This window comes from endosymbiont of Lamellibrachia barhami (assembly GCF_011947365.2).
GTDB lineage: Bacteria > Pseudomonadota > Gammaproteobacteria > Chromatiales > Chromatiaceae > QGON01.
The window spans coordinates 2,491,218-2,514,912 of the sequence record NZ_JAAVSH020000001.1 but is presented as its reverse complement, the minus strand read 5'-3'; the positions used below and the strand labels follow the sequence as shown (position 1 = coordinate 2,514,912).

The window sequence follows — 23,695 nt, the reverse complement described above, 5'->3', positions numbered from 1 at the left end:
TTGTTGTACTTCGACCGGTTACATGTGCTCTCTTCGGGCACAGCAAAGCACAAAACGGGTAAAGGCATCACATCACGGTCATATCCACCAAATTTGACGCAACACAACCTGCTGCTGCTTGGTTCTCCTCTACCTGCATTCAGTTCATCGCCAGGTCAGGACAAATTCAGCATTGACGACAATACCGAGGTATCCTTTGCGTCGCCTGCTGCCGGATGGTAAGAAATCGCGCGGCGTGGAACTACTGCCGGAAATACGCAAGGGCCTGGATTTCAATTCCAGCGGCTATTGAACCGAACATCCCTGCTGATTTTCGACCCCTCAGAAAAATTTCAGCTCAGATCCACGGTCACTGGATCACCCACCATCATCGCCTGCGGCAGATGCAGAATACGCACAGCCACCACTTCAACACCAGCCTCCACCACCCTGCGCAGAGCTTTTCCATATACGGGATCGATCTCATCGGCTGGGCGGAAGCACGCCCCCTCCGGCCGATTGAGCGCATAGATCATCACGCCACGATAGCCCTGACGACAGGCCTCCGCCAGTAGCTCAAGATGCTTCAAACCCCGCGCAGTGACCGCATCCGGGAAACTGAGTGACTCCCCCCCCTCCCAGAGCGTGACATTTTTGACCTCGACCCAGACATCCGCCGCAGGACCATCACTCAGGAACATATCGAAGCGGGAACGGGGAAAACCCGGCGCCTCGAAGGTCACTTCAGTCCGCACGTCACGGTACCCCTCCAGACCTGGAATCCTCTCTTCACGCAACGCCTCGCTGATCACCGGATTCGTCCGGCCGGTATGTACGCCGATCCAGCCTGCGCCCATATCCACCCGTTCCAGCGTCCAGGCAAGCTTGCGACGCGGATTGTCACTGTGGCTGATCTGTACCAGCGCTCCAGGCTCCCAGCATCCACGCATACTACCGGTATTGGGACAATGGGCGGTTACGACGGAACCATCGGTCAATTCGACATCCGCCAGAAAGCGTTTGTAGCGTTTTAGTATATGTCCGTTGGTGAGTAGTGGGAGCAACATGGGCCTGACTCGGGAAACTCTTAGGGCAATCCCTAATTTTACACGACCACGGCTGGGGCTTATATTAGGGTCTTCGCCGAATCAACGGAAAAACTCTCTAAAGAGGAGTGAATAATGAAGCGTAAACTATGGCTCACCGCCTGTATCACTACGTTCTGCCTGACAAATGCGCAGGCTGACGAGGGCTATCCGACGCAGTGGGGATACTACGACAATCCTTCCGCAACGGGACAGCAGGCGCCCGCCTACAACGAACCGGTTTATGGCGCTCAAGGCTACAGCACACAAACGCCTCAATACGCCGCTCCGGCATATCGCGGCGACAACCGGAACAACAACAAACAGTTCAATATGAATCCGATGAACATGATGAAGGGGGCGCCAAACCCCATGAACAACAGGTTCAATTCCAATCGGCGTGAAGACCGCTACCCGGAACCCTACTATCCCGCACAACAACCAAATTATAATCAGGGATATGGCTACGGATATGGCGGTGCACCGGCCTACCAGGCACCACCGGTTTACGGTTACGGGACTCAGCCTGGCGGCGGTTATGCCCCCTATGGAAACAGCCCCAGCTACTACAATGCCCCCTCTCAGGGCGGCTATCCGCAACAATACAACGACTACGCAACCACCCAGCCGTATCGTGAGCAGCAACCCGTCTACAGCGCGCCGGCCTATAACCCGCCAACCTATGACACAGCGCCACAACAGCAATATGCGCCGAGCTACGACTACGAAACCAGCGGCAGCAGCCAAACTTATCCGCAATACCCCAGCTACGCACCACAACAGCCGCCGCAAAGCGATTACACTCCACCGGTCGAATACAGTTATCGTCCGATGCAACCGGCAGCAACTGGTGAGATGACACCTCCACCAATGGAGATGCCACAGCCAATGGCGCCAGTGGTATCACAACCCGCACCGATTGAGCCCCCCACAGTGTCGACTCCTGCTCCTGCTTTCCAGGAACCTCTAGCACCCCTCAGCTACCCGGAACCGGCCCCTATGATGCATGAGACGGCGGAGGTTCCTACGGCGCCTGTCCTTGAAGAGGAACAGACAGCCACCCTGGCCAACGGGAAACCCGCCGTCTTCCGTCCGGTGGAGGAAACGGCAGACGATGTGGGCGTTGAGACCCCGACTTCCCAATAGCACATCGTTCCTGCATGGTATCTATTCAGCGCATGGTAAACACTGAGGTAACCTGTAGGATGTGGTGACGACTGCATGGATGCAGGAGGTAGAGTAACGCATGGAGCATGTTGTCGAGTAAAACGAACCGCATCAATCGCGACAGATGCGCATCGCTGCGCTCAGCACATCCTACGATTCCGCTTTATTGCATAGCGGGAAGCGGGTATCAGGAGATAGAGAAGTGGGAATACTCCTGGAAATGCAGGTTTTCACAGGCAACGCCTGAAACATCGGCATTGGCCGGTCCCTGGCGCAACCAGTCGCGCAGTTCATTGATTGCCTTCAGATCACCACAGGCAATCACTTCGACTCGGCCGTCATGAAGGTTTTTTGCATAACCGGTGATACCCCGTCTCTGCGCCTCGTAACGGGTACTGGCCCGAAAGAAGACCCCCTGCACCCGACCTGCCACAAGACAGCGGACACAGACCGGGTGCCCTGTTTGTACCGCTTTACCCATCGATTCTCACCACGGCCTTCTCTCCAAGACGCAACTGCTGCCCCTTCGGGGTTTTGAAGCCGACTTCGAGACGGTAGTGACGTGGCATCCCGCTACCTGCCAAAGGTTCCAGCCCGACGGACTGAATGACCCCCGGCAGCCATTCGCCATGAACACCGACCTTGGCTGCCTGCCCCGGCCTCAGCTTTGCTGCCATTTCACTATCAACGGCAGTCACCGCTTTCATCTCCCGATCATTAACCACTACCACCAACGGCATGATCTGCAGATGGTTAACCACAGCCTGCCCCTGCTGGACGTTCACCACCAACACCCGGCCGTTGAAAGGCGACTTGATGCGGCTGTATTCACGCGCAAGTTTTATCAGAATCAGCTCCGCCTCCGCTGCACGCAGATAGGCATCCGCTTTGGCAGCATCGATCTCAGCAAGCTGCCGCTCATGGTCGGACAGCAATGTTCGATCATAGAGTTCCAGGGAACGGTCCAACTCCCGCTTGGCCTCATCCATCTGTTGCTTGGCTGCTTCTTTCTGCGCTACTGCCTTTACCAGTCTGGCTTGCAGCGGCCGTTGGTCCAACTCGACCAGCAAAGCGCCCCGGGTAACCGGCTCGCCTGCAGTCACATTGACCCGGCCGACGATCCCGTTCACCACAGTTCCCAACTCCACCCGTTGCTGCCACTCCAACTGGGCATCCAGATCCTGGGCCTGCAATGTGCTACAAAAGAGCAGTCCACAACAGATAGCCACACGACTCATTCTCTTCATTTTCCCTCCCCCTTACTTCCCACTGTGATATCAAATTCATCCAACAGCACCCCGGCCAATGCATCAAGTCGTGCCTGCGCCAGTGCAATTTCAAAATCGGTCTCAGCCTGCTGCAGGCGCCAGTCGGAGATTCTTACCATGGAATCACCCAGATCGGTGGAGACCTCCAGGTCGTAGAGGGTACGGCTGCGATCAAGAGAGAGATCACGATAGTCTCCGGTCACCACCAACTCCTCCCGTCTTACTCGTAGCCGGTCAAGTTCCAGCCAGAGCTCCAACGCCGACTGCCGCAGATCGAGTTCCAGCACGGCCAGCTCCGCCCGGCGCTCCCGTAGACGGGCGCGCTCCAGTGCAACCTCGGCGCCAACCCGGTTGCCGGTAAAGAGCGGCACCTCCAGCACCAGTGCCGCCGACAGAGGATTACGCCCCCCCAACTCCCGATTATAGGTGGCGGCTTCGACTTCCCCGCGGATTATCGGATTGTCGCCCGCCCGGGCTGCACGCATCTGCTGTTCAGCTGCATCCCTCTGTGCACGCAGCGATTTCAACCCGGGATTGCTCTCAATAATGCGCTGGGTCAGCGCTTCCACACTCTCCGGTATCGGCCGGACGGGCAGCTCAGGAGAAACAAGATCGGCAGGCAGGTCATCGGGGCGGTTGAGACTGATGGCGAGGCGGGAACGGGTAATACGCTGCTTGTTCTGGCTGCCGACGGTACGCCGCCTTACCTTCTGAAAGAGATTTTCGAGCCGCAGCAGCTCCAGATCGGAGATCCCGCCCAGTTCGGACCGGCTGCGAGCCTTGTCCAACCGGACGAAGGCGATCGACATCGCTTCATTCTCCCGCGCATACTCCAGGTCCGCCAGCAGCACGTCGAAGAATCTGGCCATCACTTCCAGTCGCCGTTGTTGGCGTACATCCAGCAGATTCCACTCCTGGCTTCGCCGTGCCGCATCGGCTGCGGCCAACGCATTGTCGGTACGGCCAAAATCATACAGCCGTTTGCTCAGTTTCAGTTTCGCCCAGCTGTCGTTGCTGGATTGATCGACGGCGTTGTACGAGGGGTTGACCACCTTCAGAGCCGCCTCGAAACCAAGCTGCAGGTCATCGCTGGCATCGACACCGGACTGTTCCGCCCGGGCGCGCTGCAGCGCCGCATCAGCCAGCTCCCGATCGGGATGCACGCCATCGGCCAGTTTCAGTGCCTGCTGCAGTGTCAGGGGGATGGGAGCGGCTCAGATAGGCCGTCGGCCCGAACCGGCGCGAAACAGATCCATCCAGCCAGAGCAACAATCAAGGTTATCGGGATTCGAAGGCGGCTCACCGCGCTCTTTTTTCCTTTCTCTTTTGTCGTTTATAGCGGGAAAAACTGATCTTTTTATACTCACCGTTCACCACATACTCTCCGAGCCAGAGAAACTCCTGGGCATCGCGGGTGGCACCTGTAAAACGACTGATCAGTTTACCCTCCAGATCGAAAAAACCGAATACCGGCGTGGCTCGCACACGAAACTGTTTAAAGGCGAAATCCTTCTGCGAGACCTGCTCCCCCTGAAAGTCGGTGATCTCCACGTCACCCTCGATGTCCACGGTGAAGATCAGAAAGTGCTGTTTATAGTAGTCCTGAACCTCGGACTGATTCAGCACGGTGCCTTTCATACGGTGACAAAAGGGACACTCATCCATTTCGAACATGATGAGGATACCCGTTTTACCCTCCTCGCGGGCAAGTTCCAACTCCTCACTGAAATCCCCCAGCGACTGATCAAAAAAGTGATCATCAGGGTCTCTGCCCACCGCCCCGGCAGAGAGCATGAACAGCATCAGGACAATGGAGAGGAAAATCCTCACATCGAGCCACCTACTCAGCATTGTTGGCAATAAAACTTTCCAGGTCCTCTGCGGTTAACGGCCCCACCTGCCGAGCCACCACTTCACCACTTGGCGAGATTAAAAAAGAGGTCGGCAGACCGGGAATTTTTCCTAACTCCGAGCCAGCAGCAGGTTTGCCCAACAAAATCGGATAGCTGAGAAACTGCTCTTCGACAAAGCGTTTCAGGCGTTTTATATCAATGCGTTCAAAGGCAACACCCAACACCACTGCATCCTTGTCCTTGTGGTTGGAGTGAAAGACCTCCAGCTCCGGCAACTCCTCCCTGCAGGGAGGACACCAGGTCGCCCAGTAGTTGACCAGCACCCACTTGCCCCGGTAGTCGGAAAGCTTGTGAGTCTTGCCATCGAGTCCCTGCAACTCAAAGTCCACGGACTCTGAGAACGATACCGTGCTGAACAGGGCCAAACAGCCTAATAGTAGTAGCCGCCACGCTGGGGGTGGATTGTGCATAGAGTGCCTCTGGTACTTGTTGATTCTTCTGGAGAGAAGCACCGGCAACGGCACTCTCAATAATCCGACCCCCATTGTCGGGATAAATTCCGGGAAATTCAATCATGAAAAATAGTCCGCAGCACAATTTTTCAAGATTTGACGATGACCGCCGATAATTCTCCAAGAAGCGTCGAACTGCATCAATCAGCAGAAACTATAAAGGGTGAACCCGCCACGGAATATCGATACTATCAATATGTTTCAGATTTTCAGCAGACCAAATGATTCGATGCGGCGTCCCAAGTTTACTGTTCCTGCACCCGATACCATCGAAAACCCGCATGTGGAGACACATCCCGGATCCCTGCGCCAATGGATCGCTGCCCTCCCTTACGCCAGTCCAGCGCGCGTGGCTGAGGCGATCATCACCAATCTTGCACAACTCAACCGTTTTCCTGGACGGGTCCCTGACCGCATAGAGTTGATGGAACTCTACCGATTACCCACAACCCGGCTCTGCCGGATCGCCTCAAACAAACCCGGTGCACCCAGCGTAAAGCAGATCCGCCAGCTGATGCAGGAGATGGCCTACGGTCACAAACATATCGTCAATGAAAGTCTGCGCCAGAAATCATGGCTCAAACACCGCAAAAGACTGTTGGAGGGGATCTACTACGCCATCAAGTTCCTCTCTCTTGACCAACTGACCACTTTCGAAGGCTATGACTGCCAGGCCACCAATGCCTGGCGTGAAATTCTCCAGCTCTATAATCTGGCGGAACAGCAGAACCAACAACACGATCTGATTGACGACCGTGACCAAGCCGTACCCAAGAACGCCTCTGTCGCCCACCAGCTGAAACGTATCCTGCTGCTGGCGCTACTCGACCCCTGCCATCTGAAGGCAGGGGAGGCACGACTCTGCTACGGCTATCTGAACCAATTTGCAGGCAAAGCACGTTTCGAAGAACTGAAATCCGAGGCGGACCCGGCCGGGCGCTATATCATCGATATGCTGGGCGAGGTACCACCACGGCTTTTCGATCCGGATACCTCCGACACATTGGCATCTCCCCGATTCCGCCTGCTCAACATCAATCCAGTCAGCAAACGCCTGCACCAGAGTCTGCGAAAGATCGAGTTACGTGGTGAAGCGCCTCCAATGGGACTGCAGCACCTCAGTTCGGAAGATGCGGCAGGGACGCTGCGCGACATGTTAAAATCCTGGCATATCCGCAAGGAACGCAGCAGCAAAAGACAGGATACCTATGGTCAGGTTACCGTTGCCATCGGCATCAGTTCGATCCACCACTTTCTTGGTATTGCCACTCCTGCAGCCAGCAGATCCGATGAGGAGGAAGGAGAGTCGGTGACCCTGGCATCCGGCAATCTGGGCGGAGGCTTCAAACCCCGCCACCAACGCTTAACCTGCAAACTGACCAACTGCAGCAAAACCGGTGTGGCGATTCATCTGCCACTGCAGAGTTCGAGTCTTAAACTGGTCGGTCAACTGGTATTGATCACTGAAAAACATCCCGACCAGCCGGACAGCCTGAAAATCGGTGAAGTAAGACGCGCGCTCAAGAGAGGCGGCGAAATGTTGGAGTTGGGGGTACAGTTTCTAAAGGGGCACGTAATGCCGGTTACTCTCAACCCCATCGGAGGGAGTGGTGGCGACCTTCGCACACAGCCTTGTCTCTACGTCGACCGGGGAACCCCGAAAAAAAACACGCTACTGTCTACCAAAGGACAGCTCAAAACCGGACGCGAATATCTTGTGGAGGAACAGATACCGGCACCGGTTATAGTGCCGACGGAACAGGCTTCATCGAGTCCCTATTACGAGCGGCTAAGGATCAGATACAAATAGCATCGCTTCAGCAATTCTGATTCTAAACCTGACGGTAGAGATCTTCCAACGGGCAATTCATACCCTTTTCAACATCTCTCTCGATAGTCTGCAGAATACTCGACAATACCACTGACCCCTCATCCAGCTTATCTGCATCCGGCAGCACAAAAGGCGCTGCACGGTAGAGATCGCTAAGTTTCACCTCCTGCAGGTTCCTGGCAAGCGCCCAACTCTTCTCCTCGGTACGCAACACCAGCTTAGCCCCTTGCAGGGTATACAGCGACGCCTCCAGGTGCTCTTCAGAGACTTCCGGTTCCCGCTTTGACAGATCCTGACATGAACGCTGCTCCCCCAGCATCTGCGCCTCCCGCAGATGGCCAATCAGACGAAGCGCCAACAGAAAGTTACTGCCGCGAGTGTTTAACCGCTCGTGCCAGTCGTCCCGGAAGATGCCGAGGCAGTAGGTAAACTCCGCCCCCAGCAGTGTCACCAACCAGGAGAGGTAGATCCAGATCAGGAATATCGGGATCACCGCCATCGCACCGTAGATTGCCTCGTAGGTGGGAAAATGGGTGACATAAAGTGCAAAACCCCGCTTTGCGCTCTCAAACAACAGGGCAGCGAGAATGCCGCCTGCAAGGGCATGGCGCAGCGGCACCTTCCGATTCGGCACCACAGCATAGAGCAGGGTAAAAGCAAAGGCGGAGATAAGGACCGGGCTCATACTCAAAAAGCGCGAACGCAACTGCTGCACCGTCTCATCATCGTTGAGAATCGGGATTGAGACCAGATAGGAGGTCACGCCCACACTGAACACGATCAACACCGGTCCCAAAGAGAGGATCGCCCAGTAGACCATGAAGGTCGACATGGCCCCACGTTTCTTGCGCACATGCCAGATGGTATTGAACGCCTTGTCGATATTGCCCATCAACATCAGCGCAGCAACCAGCAGAAAAGCGAACCCCACACCGGAGAGTTTTGCCGCCTTGCTGCTGAAATTACTCAGATGCTCATGCACCACTTCCCCCGCCGCAGGCACAAAGTTTTTGAAGACAAACTCCTCGATCTCCACCGCCACCCGTTCCGAGGCGGGAAAGACCGAAAACAGTGCCAGCATGACGGTCATCAGGGGAACCAGCGAGAGCAGCGTGGTGTAGGTCAGGGCCGCCGTATTCTGCACCCCGCCATCCTTGATGAAATGGTGCAACAGCAACGCACTGAACTGCCTGATGCGGTGCAGATAGAAGCGGCCTCTTGCCGCAGGATCCATGCTCATGTCATTACCTTGCAAAGAGTAGAAGAACAGTATGCCACCAACCAGCGACCGTGGGGAGACGTCGTCCTGAACGATGGTTACAATAGGCGTTTTTCAGCCGGAGAATAATCCAATGAGTGTGGAGATCTTTCACAACCCCCGCTGCAGCAAATCCCGCCAGACCCTCCAGTTGCTGAAGGATAACGGCGTCGAACCTGAGATCGTGGAGTATCTGAAGACCCCACCGAACCGGGATACCCTGGAACAAGTACTCAACATGCTCGGCATGGAACCCAGAGATCTGATGCGCAAGAAGGAGAGCGAGTACAAAGAGAACAATCTCGACGACGCTTCGTTGACCCGGGATCAATTGATCGACGCCATGATTGCCCACCCCAAACTGATCGAACGCCCCATCGTCATCAATAACGGCAAGGCTGCCCTCGGCCGTCCCCCGGAACAGGTACTGGAGATTATCTGAGATGGCCGAGATCCTGATTCTCTACTACAGTCGCCACGGCGCCACCGCAAAGATGGCGCGGCAGATCGCCCGTGGCGTAGAGGATGTCGCCGGCATGACCGCCCGCCTGCGCACCGTACCGGAGGTTTCCAGCATCTGTGAGGCAACCGCCGAGCCCATTCCTGAGTCGGGCGCACCCTACGCCACTGACGCTGACCTGCAGGCATGTGCTGGATTGATCCTCGGCAGTCCCACCCGTTTCGGTAATATGGCGGCACCACTGAAATACTTTCTCGACCAGACCAGTCGCCTCTGGATGACCGGCTCGCTGATCGACAAACCCGCAGCCGTTTTCACCTCCACATCGAGCATGCATGGTGGACAGGAGAGCACGCTGCTCTCAATGATGCTGCCGCTGATGCACCACGGCATGATCCTCATGGGACTGCCTTACAGTGAAACCGATCTGCTGCACACCAGAACCGGCGGCACCCCCTACGGTGCCAGCCACCTGGCCGGTGGAGAGAGCAATCTGCCCCTCAGCGATGAAGAGAAAACGCTCTGCCGCGCCTTGGGCAAACGGGTCGCGGCCAAGGCTGTGCAGCTCACATCCAACGATTGACCACGCCAGAATCATGTCCAGTCAGCTTGCCCTGGGGATAGGGTTAAAACCCACAGTTAACTTCAGCGGCTTTATTCCCGGCCCGAATGGCGAGGCCCTTTCGCGTCTGCTGACGGGCACCGATCCGTTCATCTATCTTTGGGGGGAGAGCGGTTCCGGCAAAACCCATCTGTTGCAGGCATCCTGTCACCAACAGGATGAGTCCGGCGGCACCTGCGCCTATATTCCTCTGGCGCAAACCAGCGAGTTGGAACCCGGGATTCTGGAGGGACTGGAGGCCCTGGATCTGGTCTGTCTGGACGATCTGGAAAAAGTGGCCGGCAACCCGGCATGGGAGATCGCCCTCTTCAACCTCTTCAACCAGCTTCGGGAGCGTGATGCCCGACTGCTGATAACAGCAAACTCTGCGCCTGCCGGAGTGGACATCCGTCTACCGGATCTCGCCTCCCGCCTCACCTGGGGTCCCTGTTACCACCTGCTACCCCTGGACGACGATGGCCGCCTGATACTGCTGACCCAGCTCTCGCAGCAGCGTGGACTGGAACTTTCGCAAGACACCGCAAGCTACCTGCTGCAGCGGATTCCCCGGGACATCAGTTCGATAACCGGTCTATTGGAACAGCTCGATCAGGCATCGCTCGCCGCGAAAAGAAAACTGACCATCCCGTTTGTACGGGAAGTGCTAGGGTTGTAGGACCAACGCCAAATACCCTGCACATCAGAAAGCCAATGTGGATGCCAGCCATCAACTCCGCAACCCCTTCTCCTTCGCCTTGCGCGACCAAACCCAGACATAACCCACTCCGCTGGCTACCGTAGTGGCCAACGTGCTCCAGACCAGGACTGAAATCAGCACTGCTGGAAGTGGATAGGGGCCTGCATCCGTCACCACGAGGATGACCAGCAATATCTGCAACAGGGTGTTGAGTTTACTGACCAGACTCGGATCGGCCTGCAGTTCCTCGACACTGAAGTGGTAATAGAGCGCACCGCCAATGATCACCAGATCCCGGAATATCACCAGGATTACCAACCAGACAGGGACCAGTCCCAGCGCACCGAGCACCAGAAAAGAACTCATCAGCAGCGCCTTGTCCGCCAGGGGATCGAGCATCCCGCCGAGGCGGCTCTCCCAGCCGTAGTGTTTGGCCAGGAAGCCATCCAGGCCATCGGAGATGCCCGCAATGGCAAATAATGTCAGTGCCGCAGCAAACTCCCGCTCGAAGAGCAGCCAGACGACTGGCACCGAGAGCAGTATGCGTAAAAAGCTGATGAGGTTGGGTATGTCTCTGGGCTGCATTTTTTACAAATTATCAGGTGACACTGGACAGATTAATTAGTGCCCGTCCAAAAATTCATATCTAACCACAAAGAACACGAGAAGAGCACTAAGGTAAAGAGATTGATTAACCATAAATTTTCTTCGTGTACTTCGTGCTCTTCGCGGTAAAAAACAGTGTTCTGGACGAACACCAATCAGTGAAGGCAATCCAAGCCGGCTCACTACCGCAAACGGTAGTCGAGACTCTGCACATCGAAATCTTCCGGTGGCGACGCCTCTGCCTCCACCACCTCATCAGGGGTAACCACCGACTCCAGCACACCGCCGAGTACGATACCCCGCTCCAGTGCTTCACGCCCCCCCTGCACTCCGGCCAGAAAACTGACCTGCTCCGGACCCGCCGCCAGCAGATCCAGCTGCTCTATCATCACCAGTGAATGCAGATAGTCTTTGACCAGAACATAGTCAGCCAGATTGAGCATACCTGAAACCCTTATCCGCAGTGCTTCAACTCCCTGAGAAGCACTCTGGGGCGCAAACCTGGCAGCCAACAGATCCACCGCCCGCTGCACGCCTTCGCGGGCCAGCGCCAGATCGCTCTCGCCCTGAATCTGCCACTGCTCCACTCCATCCGGCAGATAGAGCGTCCAGTCACCACTCCAGGCTTGACTGCCCTGCCGGTGCAGACAGCCTGCCAGGATCACATCAGGCAGATAACGCTGGGAGGCACGACGAATGTTCTCTTCAAAACCGCCCCAGAGGTCACTTACCTGAAGGGTGTTTCTATCTTCGAGATCCATCAGCGGCATCACCACCGGCAGACCTCGCTGTTCCGCCGTTTCAGTCACCGTAGTTGCCAGTTCCGGCTCCATATCCTGCTGGTAGAGGGTGCGACGGCCTTTGGCATCACGAGTCAGCCAGACCAGCGTGGATGGCCGGGTGCCGCCCCAGACCGGCACTCCAGCCTCGCGCAGCAGGCGATTCACGGCTTTTTCATCGAAACGCACCCAGAGCTGCCGATCCGGCAGTGGGTTTTCCGGATCCACCACAGGTGCGGGATCATCCGCCAGGGGTTGTTCCAACATGCGGTAGCGGTACTGCTGAACATACCTGGGAGCTCTCTTCAGCCGCTTGACAAGATCTTCCCGTAGCAATAGGTCACGGTTGCCGGAGATCTTGATCAGCACCTGACCGAAGGCCTCCCGCATGGCCGGTGCACGGGCTTCGGCACCCTGCCCCACCACCGGCACCGCCGCTTCGTAGAGTCCGGACACACGCTCCGCCACCGCTCCGGTACACCAGAGCAGAAGCAGTAATATCAGCCATGTCTGTTTAAAGATCATTGAAATATGAGTCCAGTTAAATTCATCTCAGTCGTTTTGACCGCTGGGATTCTAGCGCGGTGCAGAAAGCCTGTCTAAGTAGTTAGTCTTCATCCAGAAACGGAAAAGCCGGACAAATCCTCCAACAGCAACTCTATCACGGTGTATCGGAAGATCTGCTAAAATCCCCCGCCAACAGTAACCGCCCACCAGGGAGTCAACCTGTGGCCCAAGACAGTACCCGCAACAGCGAAACCCAACTCAGTTACCGGGATGCCGGTGTCGACATCGATGCCGGCAACAGCCTGATAGAACGCATCAAGCCTATCGTCAAAAAGACCTTCAGACCCGGTGTGCTATCCGGCCTCGGCGGTTTTGGCGCACTGTTCGAACTGCCCCTCGACCGCTATTCCGAGCCGGTACTGGTCTCCGGTACCGACGGGGTGGGCACCAAGCTGAAACTGGCGCTGGAACTCAACCGCCACGATACCATCGGCATCGATCTGGTGGCCATGTGTGTCAACGACATCGTGGTGGCAGGCGCCGAGCCGCTCTTCTTTCTCGACTACTACGCCACCGGCAAGCTGGAGCTGGACGTAGCCACCGATGTAATCAGTGGCATCGCCAAAGGGTGCGAACTGGCGGGCGCAGCCCTCACCGGCGGCGAGACCGCCGAGATGCCCGGCATGTATAGCGAGGGGGATTACGATCTGGCCGGTTTCTGCGTCGGCATCGTCGAGAAGCGCAAGCTGATCCAGGGCGAACAGGTAAAGCCCGGCGACGTGCTGATCGGACTCGCCGCTTCCGGCCCCCACTCCAACGGCTATTCGCTGATCCGCAAGATCCTCGAAGTGAGCGGCGCCGATCTTGCCGAACCCATGGGCGAAGGGACGCTGGGCGAAGCACTGCTGGCACCGACCCACATCTACGTCAAATCCCTGCTGGCGCTGATGGCTGAGGTTGAGGTTCACGCCCTCGCTCATATCACCGGCGGCGGCCTGCCGGAGAACCTGCCCCGCGTCCTGCCTGCCGGAAGCAAGGCAGTCATCGACAGTGACTCCTGGCAACTGCCGGAGGTCTTCAGCTGGCTGCAGTCGAAAGGCAACGTGGCGCAGTCGGAGATGCTGCGCACCTTCAACTGTGGCGTGGGCATGGTGGTCTGCGTCGCCGCCGAAGACTCAGAACGGGCGATGCAGATGCTGAACGATGCCGGCGAGACCGCCTGGCGACTGGGACAGATCGAAACCAGCGACAGCGATGAACCGGGGGTAGAGTTCAGCGGAAGCCTGGGTGCATGAGCGATAACCATAAACTGCCGCTGGTCGCCCTGATCTCCGGCAGCGGCACCAATCTGCAGGCGATCATCGACGGCGCAGTGGGCGATCTGCCGGTGGAGATCCGCGCCGTCATCAGCAACCGGCCCGATGTGCATGGCCTGACCCGTGCAGATAACGCCAATATCCCCACTCGGGTGCTGAACCACAAGGCCTTCCCCGACCGGGAGAGTTACGACCAGGCGCTGATCGAACTCATCGACGAGTATCAACCAGAGCTGGTAGTGCTGGCGGGTTTCATGCGCATCCTCACGCCCGGATTCGTGCGCCACTACGCCGGCCGGATGTTCAATATCCACCCTTCACTGCTACCGAAATTCCGTGGCCTCAACACCCATCAGCAGGCCCTGGATGAAGGAGAGACCCTGCATGGCGCCAGTGTGCACTTCGTCACCGAGGAGTTGGATGGCGGCCCATTGATCGTGCAGGCCCAGGTACCTGTCCAGGATGGTGACGATGCCAGGACTTTAGCCAACCGTGTACTGCAGCGCGAACACCTTATCTATCCGCTGGCGATACGCTGGTTTGCCCAGCAGAGACTGTGGTTGGCGGGAAATGGCCAGGTCTATCTGGACGACCAGCCGTTACAGCAGCCGGTCCTCTTCACGCCGGATCAGGAGATCGCCTGATCCATGAAGGTTACCGGATTCCTCCGCTACTGGCTGGCTGGTATCCCACTACTGCTGTGCAGTTCGCTACTCAGTGCGGAATCCCCTTCCAGCTCAGATCTTTCGACGCCGGTTTTCAGGTCACCAACTACGGGGTCCCCCTCGGAAGTCTGACGCTCCAACTCACCCTCACTGAGGGTGGCGAATACCTCTATCATGCGCACACCCGCCCCACGCGCATGGTCGGCTGGCTACAGTCCGACGAGGTCAACGAGACCAGCGAAGGCGTGCTGCAAAACAGCCACATCGTGCCCCACGCCTACGAATACCGGCTCGGCAACGGGGAGACCAGTAACCTGACCCGGCTCCAGTTCGACTGGCCCGACCAACGGGTCTGGACAGAGAGTGGCGGCACCCGCTGGTCGCAGGAGATCTCACCGGGCGTGCAGGACAAGTTCAGCCAACAGTTGGCGATCCGTTTCGATCTGGCCAATGGTCGGCAGCAGGTCAGTTACCAGGTGGCGGATGGCGGACGCCTGAAGCGTTATCAGTTCCGGGTGGTTGGCAGGGAGTGGATTCAGACCCCTCTGGGCCGACTGAAGTGTCTCAAGGTCAACCGCAGCAAAGAGGGTCTGGCACCCGACTACACCATCTGGTTCGCCCCCTCTCTCGACTACCTGCCGGTGCGCATCGAGCGGGATCGGATCTTGGGCCGCTATCGCATGGAGTTGAAATATTTAACGCTGAAATAGCAGCCCGGGGGGATGCACTCCCCTCCAATTCCCAGGGGAAAGGCCGGCGTCAAATTGAGCCCGCCTCCTCATGATTGAAGAGGGCCTACACCCGCAGCAGTCGACTCAAGATCTTGCTGAAAAAACCGCCAGGCGCCACGGTTATCTGCGCATCCTCAACATTGACCTGTTCCACCTCATATCCCGTTATTTCGACTACGGCTTCGCGGTACATCTGCCGCGACAGTTCGATGTCATCGGCCCAGCGTGAAAGAAAATCCTCACTCGGATTGATAAATACCACCCGGCCGATCTCCTCCTGGATCAGCTTCGAGGCGCAACGGGGACAGGGGGGATGGGTCACATAGACCGTGCAGCCGCGCAGATCACGCTTGGCGAAGATCATGGCGTTCTCTTCCGCATGAATGGTGAGATTCAGTTTGCACTCCCTGTCGGAGAGTCGGCTCTGCGTATCCTCCACCCCGGCCGCAAAGCCGTTGTAGCCAAGCGAGATAATACGATTGCCGTCGGTTATGACGGCGCCCACCTGGGATGAAGGGTCTTTACTCCATCCGGAGATGTGAGCTGCCAGCCCGAGAAAACGGGTATCCCACTTCATGCTCATGGATCATTTCTCCTGTTTTCTGTTGCTGTTCGGGGGAAAGCATCACTCTCCGGACTCTCTCTTCTCCAGATATGCAACGTTGTCCGGCACCGGTTCCCCAGTTCGTCTATCTTCCTCCTGTTTGAAACGGCGGGCCACCGCGCCAAGCACTAATCCACCACGATCGATACCACCAACATCAGCCAAACAGATGCGTTCCTGAGTTGAAAGAACGGCTAATTTTCCTTGCTATTGGCCAGAGGCTGAATGTTCTCATCAACACTACGCAAGTGTAGATCACGCTGAGGAAAAGGGATCTCCACACCATTTTCGCGCAATGTTTTTTCCAGCGCCATGTGGAGTTCATGGGTCAACAGACGACGGTGGATTCGCTCCTTGACATGCACTGCCACCTGGAAGTCGAGGGAGCTGTCGCCGAAGCCCGTAAAAAAAACCGTTGGCTTGGGTTCATCCAGCACCAACGAATGTTCGGTTACCGTTTTGAGCATAATGCGATGGGCCAGTTCAGTATCGGATCCATAGGCAATGCCCACCATAAAGGTGACACGGGTGATCTGATCGCTAAGAGTCCAGTTCACCAACGGCTCGACGATAAGATTTTGATTGGGAATGATCAGCTCCTTGTTATCGAAATCCGTAATGGTTGTGGCCCGCATCCGTATCCGCGTCACTACACCACTGATATCACCGAGAGTCACAGTATCGCCAACCCGAACCGGCCGTTCAAACAGGACGATTATTCCAGATATGAAATTGGCAAAGATCTCCTTCAGGCCAAACCCCAAACCAACGCCGATTGCCGCAACCAGCCACTGTACCTCTCCCCAGCCGACACCAACCAGGTTAATCGACATTACGATGCCGACCGCCAGTATGAGATAACGAATCAGACCGGAAACTGCGTAGCGGTTGCCCTGCTCCACATGGAGAGGCTGCAGCAGTGCAATCTCCAGCAAGCCTGGCAGATTGCGCTCGGCAACGAAGGTCAACAAAAGAACCAGGGCGGCCAGACCAACGTCTGCAAGAGAAATCGGTAAAAGTTGGCCACCCGCTTCCGCACTTGCCATATGCTCCCAAATGGTAACGTTGTCCAACACCCCCAGGGCTGGTGTTATCGCAGACCAGTATGTCCAGAGAATCAACCCCACAAAAACGGTAAGCAACAGCCGCAGCAACCGACGGGTCTGGTCATTGATGGTGGCGAGACCGATCTCGGGAATCTCGATCGCTTCCGGTGTAATCTCTCCCGTCTGCTCCACCGTCTCCCTGCTGGCCCGCGACTCAATATCTGCCTGACGTTTTGCCAGCGCCCTGGCGAGAGCAAGACGGCGCTGCGCCACCAACAACCAGCGTACCGCGAGAAAATAGATCAACAGTGCTATCAGAAGGACAATGAGAGAGCCAAATATCAGTCCGGCAACCCGCAGACTGGTGTAGTGATAGCCCTGCGCCGCCAACATGACCAGGGCAAAGGGGATCAACAGCAGCAGCGGATACCAGATATATCGACTGCGCCAGACGAGGCTGGTAGTACGGCGCTCGACCTTACTCTCTTTTAACCGAAGCACTCGCCAGATAAAGAGCAATAGAGCCAGCATCGCGGCGCTGAACACCAGCCTGCCGATGGTATCCCGATAGAGGCCTGCATCGGATGATTCCGTCATCGCGACCAAAAATGCGACCCATGCCATGATCGGGATCAACCAGGTCAGGTTGCCGGAAACACGCCGACGGGTTTTGGCTTTCCAGCGAAAATGGATCTCAGCGAGACCGTTGGAGACATAGAGTGTCTGCAGAAAGAGAAAGACTACCAAGATAAAGGCACTGCGCCTGAAACCAGATCCCGCCGCCTCGACAAAGGCATCTGCCTGCACATTACCCAGCAACCACCCTGTATAGGCCATCAGCACCGGCCAGGGCATGGCCAGCAGCAACGTGATAACCAATGCGACCAGTGTGTAACTGAATCGATCCCGTTTAACCAGCCCTACCTTGGCGGCAATATCCCCCAAACGTTTTTTCAATCGGCGCCTGCCCACCAGCAGCGCCGCTGATAAGAACAGCACAATCAGGGTGAATGGCGCAGACTGTAAGGCGGCTTTTACCAATGCCTGCAAGACGGAAAACCAATTTGCAGGGGAGAACAGAACCCGTAGTGGTTTGCCGAAACTTCCGACCCACCTGAGATCCACCGTCTCCGCATTCGCGATCCACAATAGATTCTCATCCAGAAGCTGGTCGTACTTGTCTACACGGTCGATAAGATTCTGTTGCTCCTGGATCGACTCCCCCAACAACTCTATCTTGAGTGTATAGGCAACATCGAGCTTGGTAAGAAGCGCCTTCCGATCCTCCATCAATCGATGCAGTTCACCGGTCAGCTGTTCCAACTGGCTGGGGGATAGTGTTTCGGTCTCCTTCTTTTCGCTGGCGAGCAGCGTCGCCACCACCTGTCCGATATCCTGCAAATTGTTCAGCGATTCCTGTAGCCGGAATTGGGCCAACCGCGATTCATCCAGTTCACGCTGTTTCAGTGACCGTTCTTTCTCATGCGCTGCAATCTTGGGCAATTTGGTCTGTTGGGTACGAAGAAACTGCCCCAACTGTTGATCCAGTCTGGTGATTTCCAACTGTTGCAGGGAGCGTTGGTAGTTGCGATCGATCCGCTGAAATTGAGCCCGAGTCAATTTCAGCTGTGCGGTCTCTTCCTCATTGCTCCGGCTCAACTCACTGAGCAGGCGACTCAACTCCGAATTCATCTCCGCAGCAGCAGTGATGAGGATATGCTTACCGACCGCCTCCTGCCTCGCCTGGGCAGCTTCCGCTTCCGCCGCCTTCGCCTCGTTGGCTTGCCGCCGGTTGATCTCGTCCCTGCCCTCCTGCTCATTTTGTTTGGCAATGACAAGCCGTTTTTCAAGCAACTGGCGTTTGGCCTGAAGCAACTGCAAACGAAGATCGTGACTCAAACGCTCATTGTTGAGCATCTCTATTTCTGCCAGCAGCGCCTTACGCACAGCTTGGGCGGTAACCAGCATGGCCTCGGTTGCTTCTTGGCTCTTATCTGCCGGCGGTCTCTTTCGCAGGGTCTCATCCACCTCTTCCAGGCGGGTATTGGCCAGAGAGAGCATCTGACGATTTGATTCGGGACGGGCCTGCAATGTGCTGATGGATTGGACAAGCTCCGCCGATCTCCCACCAAGACTGACGATTGCGGCACTCTCCTCCCTCACCCGGGCCTCCAACAGAATATCCGGCAGCCCACCAAGCAAAGATGCCGTCTCTTCCGTGGGTTGACGCGCCAGCCCCTTGATCTCAGCATGCAACCGTTTGATCTCTGCCGGCGTATCCACCGCTGCCTGTTTAAAGAGTGCTGTCTTTTCGGCATACGCCTTCGCCGACTTCAACGAAGCGACTGCTTCCCGATAGAGATTCAGCTCCATCTGGACCGCCTCATCCCTTGGCTCTTCCAGCTTTTCCAGAAGGGAGATCCTCTCCTCAATCTTTGCCGCCTCCAGTGCCTGCACCGACGCGGGACCCGACAGAAACCCAAGAATCAGCAGGAATAAAAACATTGGAAGAGACCAGTGCATCCCATACCCCAGATATCGCAGTGAGAAAAGACCCATGCAGAGAGAGTCTGATAGCGTACTCTACAGAAAAGCTTGGCGATCCGCTGCCCCGCCTGGCGCCCTTTATGGCATAGTTTACCGGCAGTGCAATTCAGCAAAACCGTCCCTTGTCCACTATCGACCCTGATGTTACCGAAAGGTTAGTCTACCCTGGAAAACTGGAGCACATAAAAAAACCCCTGAATGCCCTGGAACCAAGGACATAACAGGGGTTTGAGAGAGGTTCGGAGGAACGATTAGCTGTTCTGAATCAATGACTCAGATTCCACTGACCGGAGCACCCTGTCCCTGTTTTTCATTATCAGGTTTATCCTTGCTACCGACCATCCTCTTGGAATCGTCCCACACTTCCTTACCCATCTTCTTGGTGGCATGCCAGACCACACCCGACTTCTGCTTAGTCGCCTTCCAGGCTTTCCCAGAGGTCTCCTTGGTGACGTCCCAAACCTCGCCTGATGTCTCTTTTGTCGCCTTCCAGGCATTTCCTGAGGCTTTCTTAGTGGCATCCCAGGCCTCTGAACTAAACTGTTTGCTCTTCTCCCAGGCACTGGGTTCATGCCCTTCGGCTTGGACGGCAACTGCAAAAAACGCAAGCAGACTGGCGCACACGATCCTCCAAATTTGATATTTCATTCTACTTCTCCTTCGAAGTATTAGTGCGGACGGAATTAGATGGCATCAGCAACGCCCTTTTTTTCTTTGGCCAGGCGGGCAGTGGTAGCTGCGGGGATGCTCTCCTCGAGATGGGTTGCTTTCATATCGTACTTGTGGCGACGGGGGGGGAGAGTAGCGTGGATCTTTATCTGTATTAATCGCAGTCCCTACAGCTGCTCCTAGAGCACCTCCGAGAATGGCACCATCGCGGCCACCGATCTCATTACCGATTGCCGCGCCAGTAGCACCACCGATGGCACCACCAATTGCCGCTTCTAGGGTCGAACTGTCCGCGTTCACCTCGATGGCAAGAAACGCAGTGATAAAAAACAAGTGTTTAAGCTTCATGATCATATGATCCTAATTCAGAAAAACCGAATGCACATGTATTATCGGCACTAATCTGAGGTATTTTAGGAATATGATCACAATCTGATTGGGAGACTGTCGGTAAATGCGAACATGTCGTACTCGTGGGTGTCGGCGGCAGGCGACCCACATGGATGTGGGAAGGTAGAACAGCGTTCAAGAAACGTCGATACCTAATCCCTGCCAGTGGATTTTTCGAGTGGGAAGCGGAGAAGGATGGCAAACAGCCATATTGCTTCCGACCCAGTAAAGCACCACAGTTTTCTTTCGCTGGATTGTATGGGCACTGGGACAACAAGGCGGGGAAGAGCATCGACTCTTGAACTATACTCGTAGGTAAGGCCAACGAGGTAGTAAATCCCGTTCATGGCCGGATGCCCATCACCCTGCACACTGAACATTATGAAGCTTGGGTAGATTCTGATGCTCGCAAGCGTGAAATCCTCAAGCCACTGCTCAGGCCCTGTTCGGAAGAGGAGATAGACCTAAATCCGGTTAGGAAAAGGTCAGTAAGCCTCGAAACGATGAACGCATAACAGAAAGGATTCTGGTTCTCGCAAAAGGAGGGGGTGAGATGGCCAACACGGGTAATTGGGGTTATGCCCAACAATCGATTGCCAGATTTTTGGGCGGGTTGATGGCGCAAGGCGCTGCATCCGCGAAAAGCAAATTCCTATCCCTCACGCAATTCCTCGCTGTCCTAACCGTCGTCACGTTTGGCGTGCTGACAATCATAGCTTCCTCTGACGTGCCAGACATCGAGAAGGTATACTTCGTTCAGTTTACGTATTGCACAGCCGCCATTGAAAGATCTCGTTGAGGGCCGCGCGCATGGTGCGGCCGGTATGCAGTACATCGTCGATGAGGACGATATGGCGGTCATCCACCGGTACCGGCAGGTCGGAGGGTGGACTTCCGGGTTCATGCCGATGCGGGTGGGAATCATCTAGCGGTAGAAGAATTCCTCCAGGGTGCGAGGGTTCTTTCTGGCCCAGTTCTGATAAAGCATCGGCCAGCCAAGACACGCCGCCGGTGCGGAATCCCACCAGGAGGGCGCAGTTCCCCGTTCATTCATCAGGGACCAGAGTTTTCCCGCCATTTCATCGACCAGCGATTCGACCGCATCCGCGTTCATAAAGCTATTTGACTGCATTGTTTACCTTTTCTGAATCTGCTGGAAAATCGTTCTGTCGTAGCTTACCACCTGATGGGTATCCTGGCCGCCTACGAATTTTCACTCAGCCATGTCTCAGCCAGATGAGTTTGCCGCCACGGCATCGCCTCCCTGATACGTTTTGCTGATGACCGGTCGCTTCGAAGGAGGTGAAGCGTTCATCCGTCATCACTACGAAGCAATCGGCAATCCCTCAACTGAAGCGTTTGGCCGGGGCGGTGGCATCGGTCTCGGTGTCGTCCACATTCAGCGGCAGACCCACGATCAGAGCATCCGGCCTCCATTCGTCAATCAACTGTGAGATGCGCTGCCAGTCAGGCTTGTTCTTTACCGGTAGAAGGGTCTCCAGCGCGGTGGCGGTGGCGGTGATGGTCTGCCCCACGGCAACACCGATTTTACGGGTGCCATAGTCAAAGCCAAGTACCCGGTTGATCATTTTTCAGGCATGGCCGGCCTCGCCACTCATTAGAGTGATATCCACACCCAGTAGATCCGCAGCAGCCTGCCAGCGAGCACCGTTCTCCAGTCGGAAAATGATATTGTTGTCTGCCGGGCCGCTCAGCCAGGCGTTTCCGGCAATTTCGCTTTCAAGTTGCCCCGGTCCCCAACCGGCATAACCCAGTGCGACCAATGCCTGATCAGGGCCTTTGCCGATAGCGATGGCCTCCAGAATATCCCGTGATGTCGTCACGCTGATCTCCGGCGCTACCTTGAGGGTGGAGTCCCAGGTTGAGGTGGCGGTGTGCAGGACGAAGCCTCGGTCGGTCTGAACCGGGCCGCCGATATAGACGTGCTGTTCGGAGAGGTTTCCGTCGGTGACCTTGATATCCAACTGTTCAAAGACGTCGGTGAGTTGCAGTTCGATGGGGCGATTGACCATGATACCCATCGCCCCCTCCTCATTATGCTCGCAGATATAGGTGACGGCATGAAAGAAATTGGGATCGGTCAGCGCCGGCATCGCAATGAGGAAGTGATTTGTCAGGCTGGTTTTAGGATCCATCCCCATAGTATCTGATCGTGGCGTCCTGTCTGCAACCAAATCGGAGAGGTTTTTTTCCGCCACAAGGACTATTCCGAACCCAATCTGTTGCTGCGCAGGAATTGCCAGGTGCGGGTGATGTCGAGCACGTCAGTCTCTTTTCTGATGTTGTTTGGAAAAGGTGAGTAGGGCGCCGCCAGTCTGACGATGCGGATTGCTGCGTCGTCAAGTAGCTTGTGTCCGGATGAGTGCAGTATGCGGACCCGCTCTATGGCGCCGTCTGCCTTGACCGCAACATGCAATACCAGATTGCCGTAGAGCCGCTGGCGCTTGGCCTCATCCGGATAGTTCAGATTGCCGATGCGTTCCACCTTGCGCCGCCAGGATTCCAGGTAGGCCGAATATTTATACTCCTTTGTGCTGGCGCTGACCGCCTTGCGCCGGGTCCGTTTGGCGTAGGCCTGGGATTTCTCTTCCAGATCTGCGGTAAGGCGGGCGATCTCAAGGTTTTTGCTGGCCAGCAATTGAGCAGCGGTCAGACGTTTTTTGGGTTCAGGCTGAGCCTGCTCGGCCTTGAGTTTGATGGTTGATTTCGCCTGGGTGATGAGTTTTTTTTCCGCTCTTGGGGAGGGTTGGGGCAGACTCATCTTTGGCGTGGAGCGGGTCTGTTTAGGTGCGGGTTCCGGTACCGGCTGCACTATCGCCTCGATAGCCGGCTTTTTGGGCGTTTTTTCGCTGCCGCCACCTGATTGTGTTACTTGGGCAAGAAAGTCGGCCTTCTCCTCTTTCTCTGGTGGCGCCTGCGGTTGTCTGACCACCATGATTTCAAGGCTCTGCTGGCGGTGATCCGGTGGTTTTCTATCTTCGAATTTGAAGGTGACGCCAAGGATGAGCAAGGCATGCAGACAGGCCGCTAAAAACAGGGTGATCCCCAAGCGGTCGGTCTGTGGGAGTGATGCGGTCATACCCATAGGTTATTCGGTTTCCGG

The 23,695-nt window shown here is 56.1% G+C and carries 29 protein-coding genes and 1 pseudogene; 11 read left to right on the top strand and 19 right to left on the bottom strand.

Translation table 11 applies throughout. The features are described from left to right. The coding region (locus tag G9Q73_RS19220; protein WP_218649948.1) for a hypothetical protein at nucleotides 1-222 on the top strand (222 nt) is incomplete at its 5' end. Between the two features lie 110 nt (nucleotides 223-332). Here G9Q73_RS19220 and sfsA read toward each other — a convergent pair. Further along, nucleotides 333-1,046: a DNA/RNA nuclease SfsA gene (gene sfsA / locus G9Q73_RS11395; protein WP_177419895.1), complete on the bottom strand. Its 714-nt coding sequence runs from the start codon at nucleotides 1,044-1,046 to the stop codon at nucleotides 333-335. Nucleotides 1,047-1,160: 114 nt separating this feature from the next. Between sfsA and G9Q73_RS11390 the strand changes: the two genes are divergently transcribed. Then, the gene (locus G9Q73_RS11390) at nucleotides 1,161-2,210 is read left to right on the top strand and encodes a hypothetical protein (protein WP_177419894.1); all 1,050 of its coding nucleotides are present in this window, start codon (nucleotides 1,161-1,163) and stop codon (nucleotides 2,208-2,210) included. A gap of 208 nt (nucleotides 2,211-2,418) precedes the next feature. Here G9Q73_RS11390 and G9Q73_RS11385 read toward each other — a convergent pair whose 3' ends face one another. The 5 genes from G9Q73_RS11385 to G9Q73_RS11365 form a co-directional block, all read right to left on the bottom strand. Beyond that, the gene (locus tag G9Q73_RS11385; RefSeq protein WP_177419893.1) at nucleotides 2,419-2,712 is read right to left on the bottom strand and encodes an acylphosphatase; all 294 of its coding nucleotides are present in this window, start codon (nucleotides 2,710-2,712) and stop codon (nucleotides 2,419-2,421) included. Further along, nucleotides 2,705-3,478 (bottom strand): efflux RND transporter periplasmic adaptor subunit, encoded by a 774-nt coding sequence (locus G9Q73_RS11380; protein WP_177419892.1) that lies wholly within the window; start codon nucleotides 3,476-3,478, stop codon nucleotides 2,705-2,707. The genes G9Q73_RS11385 and G9Q73_RS11380 overlap by 8 nt, the downstream gene beginning before the upstream one ends. Next, a complete protein-coding gene (locus tag G9Q73_RS11375) occupies nucleotides 3,475-4,662 on the bottom strand; it encodes a TolC family protein (RefSeq protein ID WP_369408883.1) in 1,188 nt (395 codons plus the stop codon). Before G9Q73_RS11375 ends, G9Q73_RS11380 begins: the two co-directional genes overlap by 4 nt. A gap of 136 nt (nucleotides 4,663-4,798) precedes the next feature. Beyond that, entirely contained in the window at nucleotides 4,799-5,350 is a 552-nt protein-coding gene (locus tag G9Q73_RS11370; RefSeq protein ID WP_177421421.1) for a thioredoxin family protein, read from the bottom strand. Then, nucleotides 5,340-5,741 (bottom strand): TlpA family protein disulfide reductase, encoded by a 402-nt coding sequence (locus G9Q73_RS11365; protein ID WP_369408882.1) that lies wholly within the window; start codon nucleotides 5,739-5,741, stop codon nucleotides 5,340-5,342. The genes G9Q73_RS11370 and G9Q73_RS11365 overlap by 11 nt, the downstream gene beginning before the upstream one ends. Before the next feature lie 352 nt (nucleotides 5,742-6,093). Here G9Q73_RS11365 and G9Q73_RS11360 point away from each other — a divergent pair, with 352 nt between their 5' ends. Beyond that, nucleotides 6,094-7,674 carry a cyclic-di-GMP receptor FimW-related protein gene (locus G9Q73_RS11360; protein WP_177419890.1) on the top strand — a complete coding sequence of 527 codons (1,581 nt, stop codon included), beginning with the start codon at nucleotides 6,094-6,096 and terminating at the stop codon, nucleotides 7,672-7,674. A gap of 22 nt (nucleotides 7,675-7,696) precedes the next feature. Here the strand turns inward: G9Q73_RS11360 and G9Q73_RS11355 are convergent, their stop codons facing one another. Further along, the gene (locus tag G9Q73_RS11355) at nucleotides 7,697-8,935 is read right to left on the bottom strand and encodes a virulence factor BrkB family protein (protein WP_177419889.1); all 1,239 of its coding nucleotides are present in this window, start codon (nucleotides 8,933-8,935) and stop codon (nucleotides 7,697-7,699) included. Between the two features lie 112 nt (nucleotides 8,936-9,047). Here G9Q73_RS11355 and arsC point away from each other — a divergent pair, with 112 nt between their 5' ends. From arsC to hda, 3 genes are read left to right on the top strand one after another with little or no spacing between them, the layout of a single operon-like run. Continuing rightward, a complete protein-coding gene (arsC, locus tag G9Q73_RS11350) occupies nucleotides 9,048-9,395 on the top strand; it encodes an arsenate reductase (glutaredoxin) (RefSeq protein ID WP_177419888.1) in 348 nt (115 codons plus the stop codon). Nucleotide 9,396: 1 nt separating this feature from the next. After that, a complete protein-coding gene (wrbA, locus tag G9Q73_RS11345; protein ID WP_177419887.1) occupies nucleotides 9,397-9,996 on the top strand; it encodes an NAD(P)H:quinone oxidoreductase in 600 nt (199 codons plus the stop codon). A gap of 13 nt (nucleotides 9,997-10,009) precedes the next feature. Beyond that, nucleotides 10,010-10,690: a DnaA regulatory inactivator Hda gene (gene hda / locus G9Q73_RS11340; protein ID WP_218649947.1), complete on the top strand. Its 681-nt coding sequence runs from the start codon at nucleotides 10,010-10,012 to the stop codon at nucleotides 10,688-10,690. 51 nt (nucleotides 10,691-10,741) lie between these two features. Here the strand turns inward: hda and G9Q73_RS11335 are convergent, their stop codons facing one another. Then, a complete protein-coding gene (locus G9Q73_RS11335; protein WP_177419886.1) occupies nucleotides 10,742-11,296 on the bottom strand; it encodes a CDP-alcohol phosphatidyltransferase family protein in 555 nt (184 codons plus the stop codon). Between the two features lie 203 nt (nucleotides 11,297-11,499). Continuing rightward, the gene (locus G9Q73_RS11330) at nucleotides 11,500-12,621 is read right to left on the bottom strand and encodes a DUF2066 domain-containing protein (RefSeq protein ID WP_177419885.1); all 1,122 of its coding nucleotides are present in this window, start codon (nucleotides 12,619-12,621) and stop codon (nucleotides 11,500-11,502) included. A 203-nt stretch (nucleotides 12,622-12,824) separates the two neighbouring features. Between G9Q73_RS11330 and purM the strand changes: the two genes are divergently transcribed. The 3 genes from purM to G9Q73_RS11315 are packed head-to-tail and all read left to right on the top strand — an operon-like array spanning nucleotide 12,825 to nucleotide 15,294. Further along, a complete protein-coding gene (gene purM, locus G9Q73_RS11325; RefSeq protein ID WP_177419884.1) occupies nucleotides 12,825-13,898 on the top strand; it encodes a phosphoribosylformylglycinamidine cyclo-ligase in 1,074 nt (357 codons plus the stop codon). Next, nucleotides 13,895-14,563 (top strand): phosphoribosylglycinamide formyltransferase, encoded by a 669-nt coding sequence (gene purN / locus G9Q73_RS11320; protein ID WP_177419883.1) that lies wholly within the window; start codon nucleotides 13,895-13,897, stop codon nucleotides 14,561-14,563. The genes purM and purN overlap by 4 nt, the downstream gene beginning before the upstream one ends. 56 nt (nucleotides 14,564-14,619) lie before the next feature. After that, nucleotides 14,620-15,294, top strand: a complete 675-nt coding sequence (locus G9Q73_RS11315) for a DUF3108 domain-containing protein (protein ID WP_177419882.1) — start codon at nucleotides 14,620-14,622, stop codon at nucleotides 15,292-15,294. Nucleotides 15,295-15,379: 85 nt separating this feature from the next. On the opposite strand, the gene G9Q73_RS11310 is transcribed toward G9Q73_RS11315, so the two are convergent. The 5 genes from G9Q73_RS11310 to G9Q73_RS11290 all read right to left on the bottom strand — a co-directional run bounded on the left by G9Q73_RS11310 (nucleotide 15,380) and on the right by G9Q73_RS11290 (nucleotide 20,529). Then, entirely contained in the window at nucleotides 15,380-15,898 is a 519-nt protein-coding gene (locus tag G9Q73_RS11310) for a deoxycytidylate deaminase (RefSeq protein ID WP_177419881.1), read from the bottom strand. 42 nt (nucleotides 15,899-15,940) lie between these two features. Next, on the bottom strand, nucleotides 15,941-16,084 hold the full coding sequence (locus G9Q73_RS11305) for a hypothetical protein (RefSeq protein ID WP_177419880.1): 144 nt from the start codon (nucleotides 16,082-16,084) through the stop codon (nucleotides 15,941-15,943). Nucleotides 16,085-16,113: 29 nt separating this feature from the next. After that, a complete protein-coding gene (locus tag G9Q73_RS11300; protein WP_177419879.1) occupies nucleotides 16,114-19,470 on the bottom strand; it encodes a mechanosensitive ion channel domain-containing protein in 3,357 nt (1,118 codons plus the stop codon). Between the two features lie 315 nt (nucleotides 19,471-19,785). Continuing rightward, complete coding sequence (locus G9Q73_RS11295; protein WP_177419878.1) at nucleotides 19,786-20,160, bottom strand: hypothetical protein; 375 nt, start codon at nucleotides 20,158-20,160, stop codon at nucleotides 19,786-19,788. Between the two features lie 45 nt (nucleotides 20,161-20,205). After that, complete coding sequence (locus tag G9Q73_RS11290) at nucleotides 20,206-20,529, bottom strand: YMGG-like glycine zipper-containing protein (RefSeq protein WP_177419877.1); 324 nt, start codon at nucleotides 20,527-20,529, stop codon at nucleotides 20,206-20,208. 155 nt (nucleotides 20,530-20,684) lie between these two features. On the opposite strand from G9Q73_RS11290, the pseudogene G9Q73_RS20485 reads away from it, so the two are divergent. Together G9Q73_RS20485 and G9Q73_RS11275 are read left to right on the top strand one after the other, a co-directional pair. Next, nucleotides 20,685-21,086 (top strand): annotated as a pseudogene (locus G9Q73_RS20485) (SOS response-associated peptidase). Between the two features lie 38 nt (nucleotides 21,087-21,124). Beyond that, nucleotides 21,125-21,370, top strand: coding sequence for a hypothetical protein (locus G9Q73_RS11275; RefSeq protein ID WP_177417913.1), 246 nt, complete (start codon nucleotides 21,125-21,127; stop codon nucleotides 21,368-21,370). Here the strand turns inward: G9Q73_RS11275 and G9Q73_RS20480 are convergent. From G9Q73_RS20480 to G9Q73_RS11250, 5 genes are all read right to left on the bottom strand, one after another. Beyond that, nucleotides 21,333-21,575 (bottom strand): type I phosphoribosyltransferase, encoded by a 243-nt coding sequence (locus G9Q73_RS20480; protein WP_369408952.1) that lies wholly within the window; start codon nucleotides 21,573-21,575, stop codon nucleotides 21,333-21,335. The two genes, G9Q73_RS11275 and G9Q73_RS20480, sit on opposite strands and share 38 nt — an antisense overlap. Then, nucleotides 21,497-21,703, bottom strand: a complete 207-nt coding sequence (locus tag G9Q73_RS11265) for a hypothetical protein (RefSeq protein ID WP_177417912.1) — start codon at nucleotides 21,701-21,703, stop codon at nucleotides 21,497-21,499. Before G9Q73_RS11265 ends, G9Q73_RS20480 begins: the two co-directional genes overlap by 79 nt. Nucleotides 21,704-21,917: 214 nt before the next feature. After that, the gene (ruvX, locus tag G9Q73_RS19635) at nucleotides 21,918-22,160 is read right to left on the bottom strand and encodes a Holliday junction resolvase RuvX (protein ID WP_246345213.1); all 243 of its coding nucleotides are present in this window, start codon (nucleotides 22,158-22,160) and stop codon (nucleotides 21,918-21,920) included. Nucleotides 22,161-22,163: 3 nt separating this feature from the next. Continuing rightward, on the bottom strand, nucleotides 22,164-22,727 hold the full coding sequence (locus G9Q73_RS11255) for a YqgE/AlgH family protein (protein WP_177421418.1): 564 nt from the start codon (nucleotides 22,725-22,727) through the stop codon (nucleotides 22,164-22,166). 68 nt (nucleotides 22,728-22,795) lie between these two features. After that, on the bottom strand, nucleotides 22,796-23,677 hold the full coding sequence (locus G9Q73_RS11250; protein ID WP_177419875.1) for an energy transducer TonB: 882 nt from the start codon (nucleotides 23,675-23,677) through the stop codon (nucleotides 22,796-22,798). Between the last annotated feature and the right edge of the window lie 18 nt (nucleotides 23,678-23,695).

What these genes read in the sequence shown, in the direction of transcription:
- G9Q73_RS11385 (WP_177419893.1), bottom strand. Translation starts at nt 2,712, where the DNA reads ATGGGTAAAGCGGTACAAACAGGGCACCCGGTCTGTGTCCGCTGTCTT.
- G9Q73_RS11370 (WP_177421421.1), bottom strand. Translation starts at nt 5,350, where the DNA reads ATGCTGAGTAGGTGGCTCGATGTGAGGATTTTCCTCTCCATTGTCCTG.
- G9Q73_RS11330 (WP_177419885.1), bottom strand. Translation starts at nt 12,621, where the DNA reads ATGATCTTTAAACAGACATGGCTGATATTACTGCTTCTGCTCTGGTGT.
- G9Q73_RS11295 (WP_177419878.1), bottom strand. Translation starts at nt 20,160, where the DNA reads ATGAAATATCAAATTTGGAGGATCGTGTGCGCCAGTCTGCTTGCGTTT.
- sfsA (WP_177419895.1), bottom strand. Translation starts at nt 1,046, where the DNA reads ATGTTGCTCCCACTACTCACCAACGGACATATACTAAAACGCTACAAA.
- G9Q73_RS11360 (WP_177419890.1), top strand. Translation starts at nt 6,094, where the DNA reads ATGCGGCGTCCCAAGTTTACTGTTCCTGCACCCGATACCATCGAAAAC.
- purN (WP_177419883.1), top strand. Translation starts at nt 13,895, where the DNA reads ATGAGCGATAACCATAAACTGCCGCTGGTCGCCCTGATCTCCGGCAGC.
- G9Q73_RS11265 (WP_177417912.1), bottom strand. Translation starts at nt 21,703, where the DNA reads ATGCAGTCAAATAGCTTTATGAACGCGGATGCGGTCGAATCGCTGGTC.
- wrbA (WP_177419887.1), top strand. Translation starts at nt 9,397, where the DNA reads ATGGCCGAGATCCTGATTCTCTACTACAGTCGCCACGGCGCCACCGCA.
- G9Q73_RS11380 (WP_177419892.1), bottom strand. Translation starts at nt 3,478, where the DNA reads ATGAAGAGAATGAGTCGTGTGGCTATCTGTTGTGGACTGCTCTTTTGT.
- G9Q73_RS11255 (WP_177421418.1), bottom strand. Translation starts at nt 22,727, where the DNA reads ATGGATCCTAAAACCAGCCTGACAAATCACTTCCTCATTGCGATGCCG.
- G9Q73_RS11290 (WP_177419877.1), bottom strand. Translation starts at nt 20,529, where the DNA reads ATGAAGCTTAAACACTTGTTTTTTATCACTGCGTTTCTTGCCATCGAG.
- hda (WP_218649947.1), top strand. Translation starts at nt 10,010, where the DNA reads ATGTCCAGTCAGCTTGCCCTGGGGATAGGGTTAAAACCCACAGTTAAC.
- G9Q73_RS11335 (WP_177419886.1), bottom strand. Translation starts at nt 11,296, where the DNA reads ATGCAGCCCAGAGACATACCCAACCTCATCAGCTTTTTACGCATACTG.
- G9Q73_RS11310 (WP_177419881.1), bottom strand. Translation starts at nt 15,898, where the DNA reads ATGAGCATGAAGTGGGATACCCGTTTTCTCGGGCTGGCAGCTCACATC.
- G9Q73_RS11390 (WP_177419894.1), top strand. Translation starts at nt 1,161, where the DNA reads ATGAAGCGTAAACTATGGCTCACCGCCTGTATCACTACGTTCTGCCTG.
- G9Q73_RS11300 (WP_177419879.1), bottom strand. Translation starts at nt 19,470, where the DNA reads ATGTTTTTATTCCTGCTGATTCTTGGGTTTCTGTCGGGTCCCGCGTCG.
- G9Q73_RS11355 (WP_177419889.1), bottom strand. Translation starts at nt 8,935, where the DNA reads ATGAGCATGGATCCTGCGGCAAGAGGCCGCTTCTATCTGCACCGCATC.
- G9Q73_RS11250 (WP_177419875.1), bottom strand. Translation starts at nt 23,677, where the DNA reads ATGGGTATGACCGCATCACTCCCACAGACCGACCGCTTGGGGATCACC.
- G9Q73_RS11275 (WP_177417913.1), top strand. Translation starts at nt 21,125, where the DNA reads ATGGCCAACACGGGTAATTGGGGTTATGCCCAACAATCGATTGCCAGA.
- arsC (WP_177419888.1), top strand. Translation starts at nt 9,048, where the DNA reads ATGAGTGTGGAGATCTTTCACAACCCCCGCTGCAGCAAATCCCGCCAG.
- ruvX (WP_246345213.1), bottom strand. Translation starts at nt 22,160, where the DNA reads ATGATCAACCGGGTACTTGGCTTTGACTATGGCACCCGTAAAATCGGT.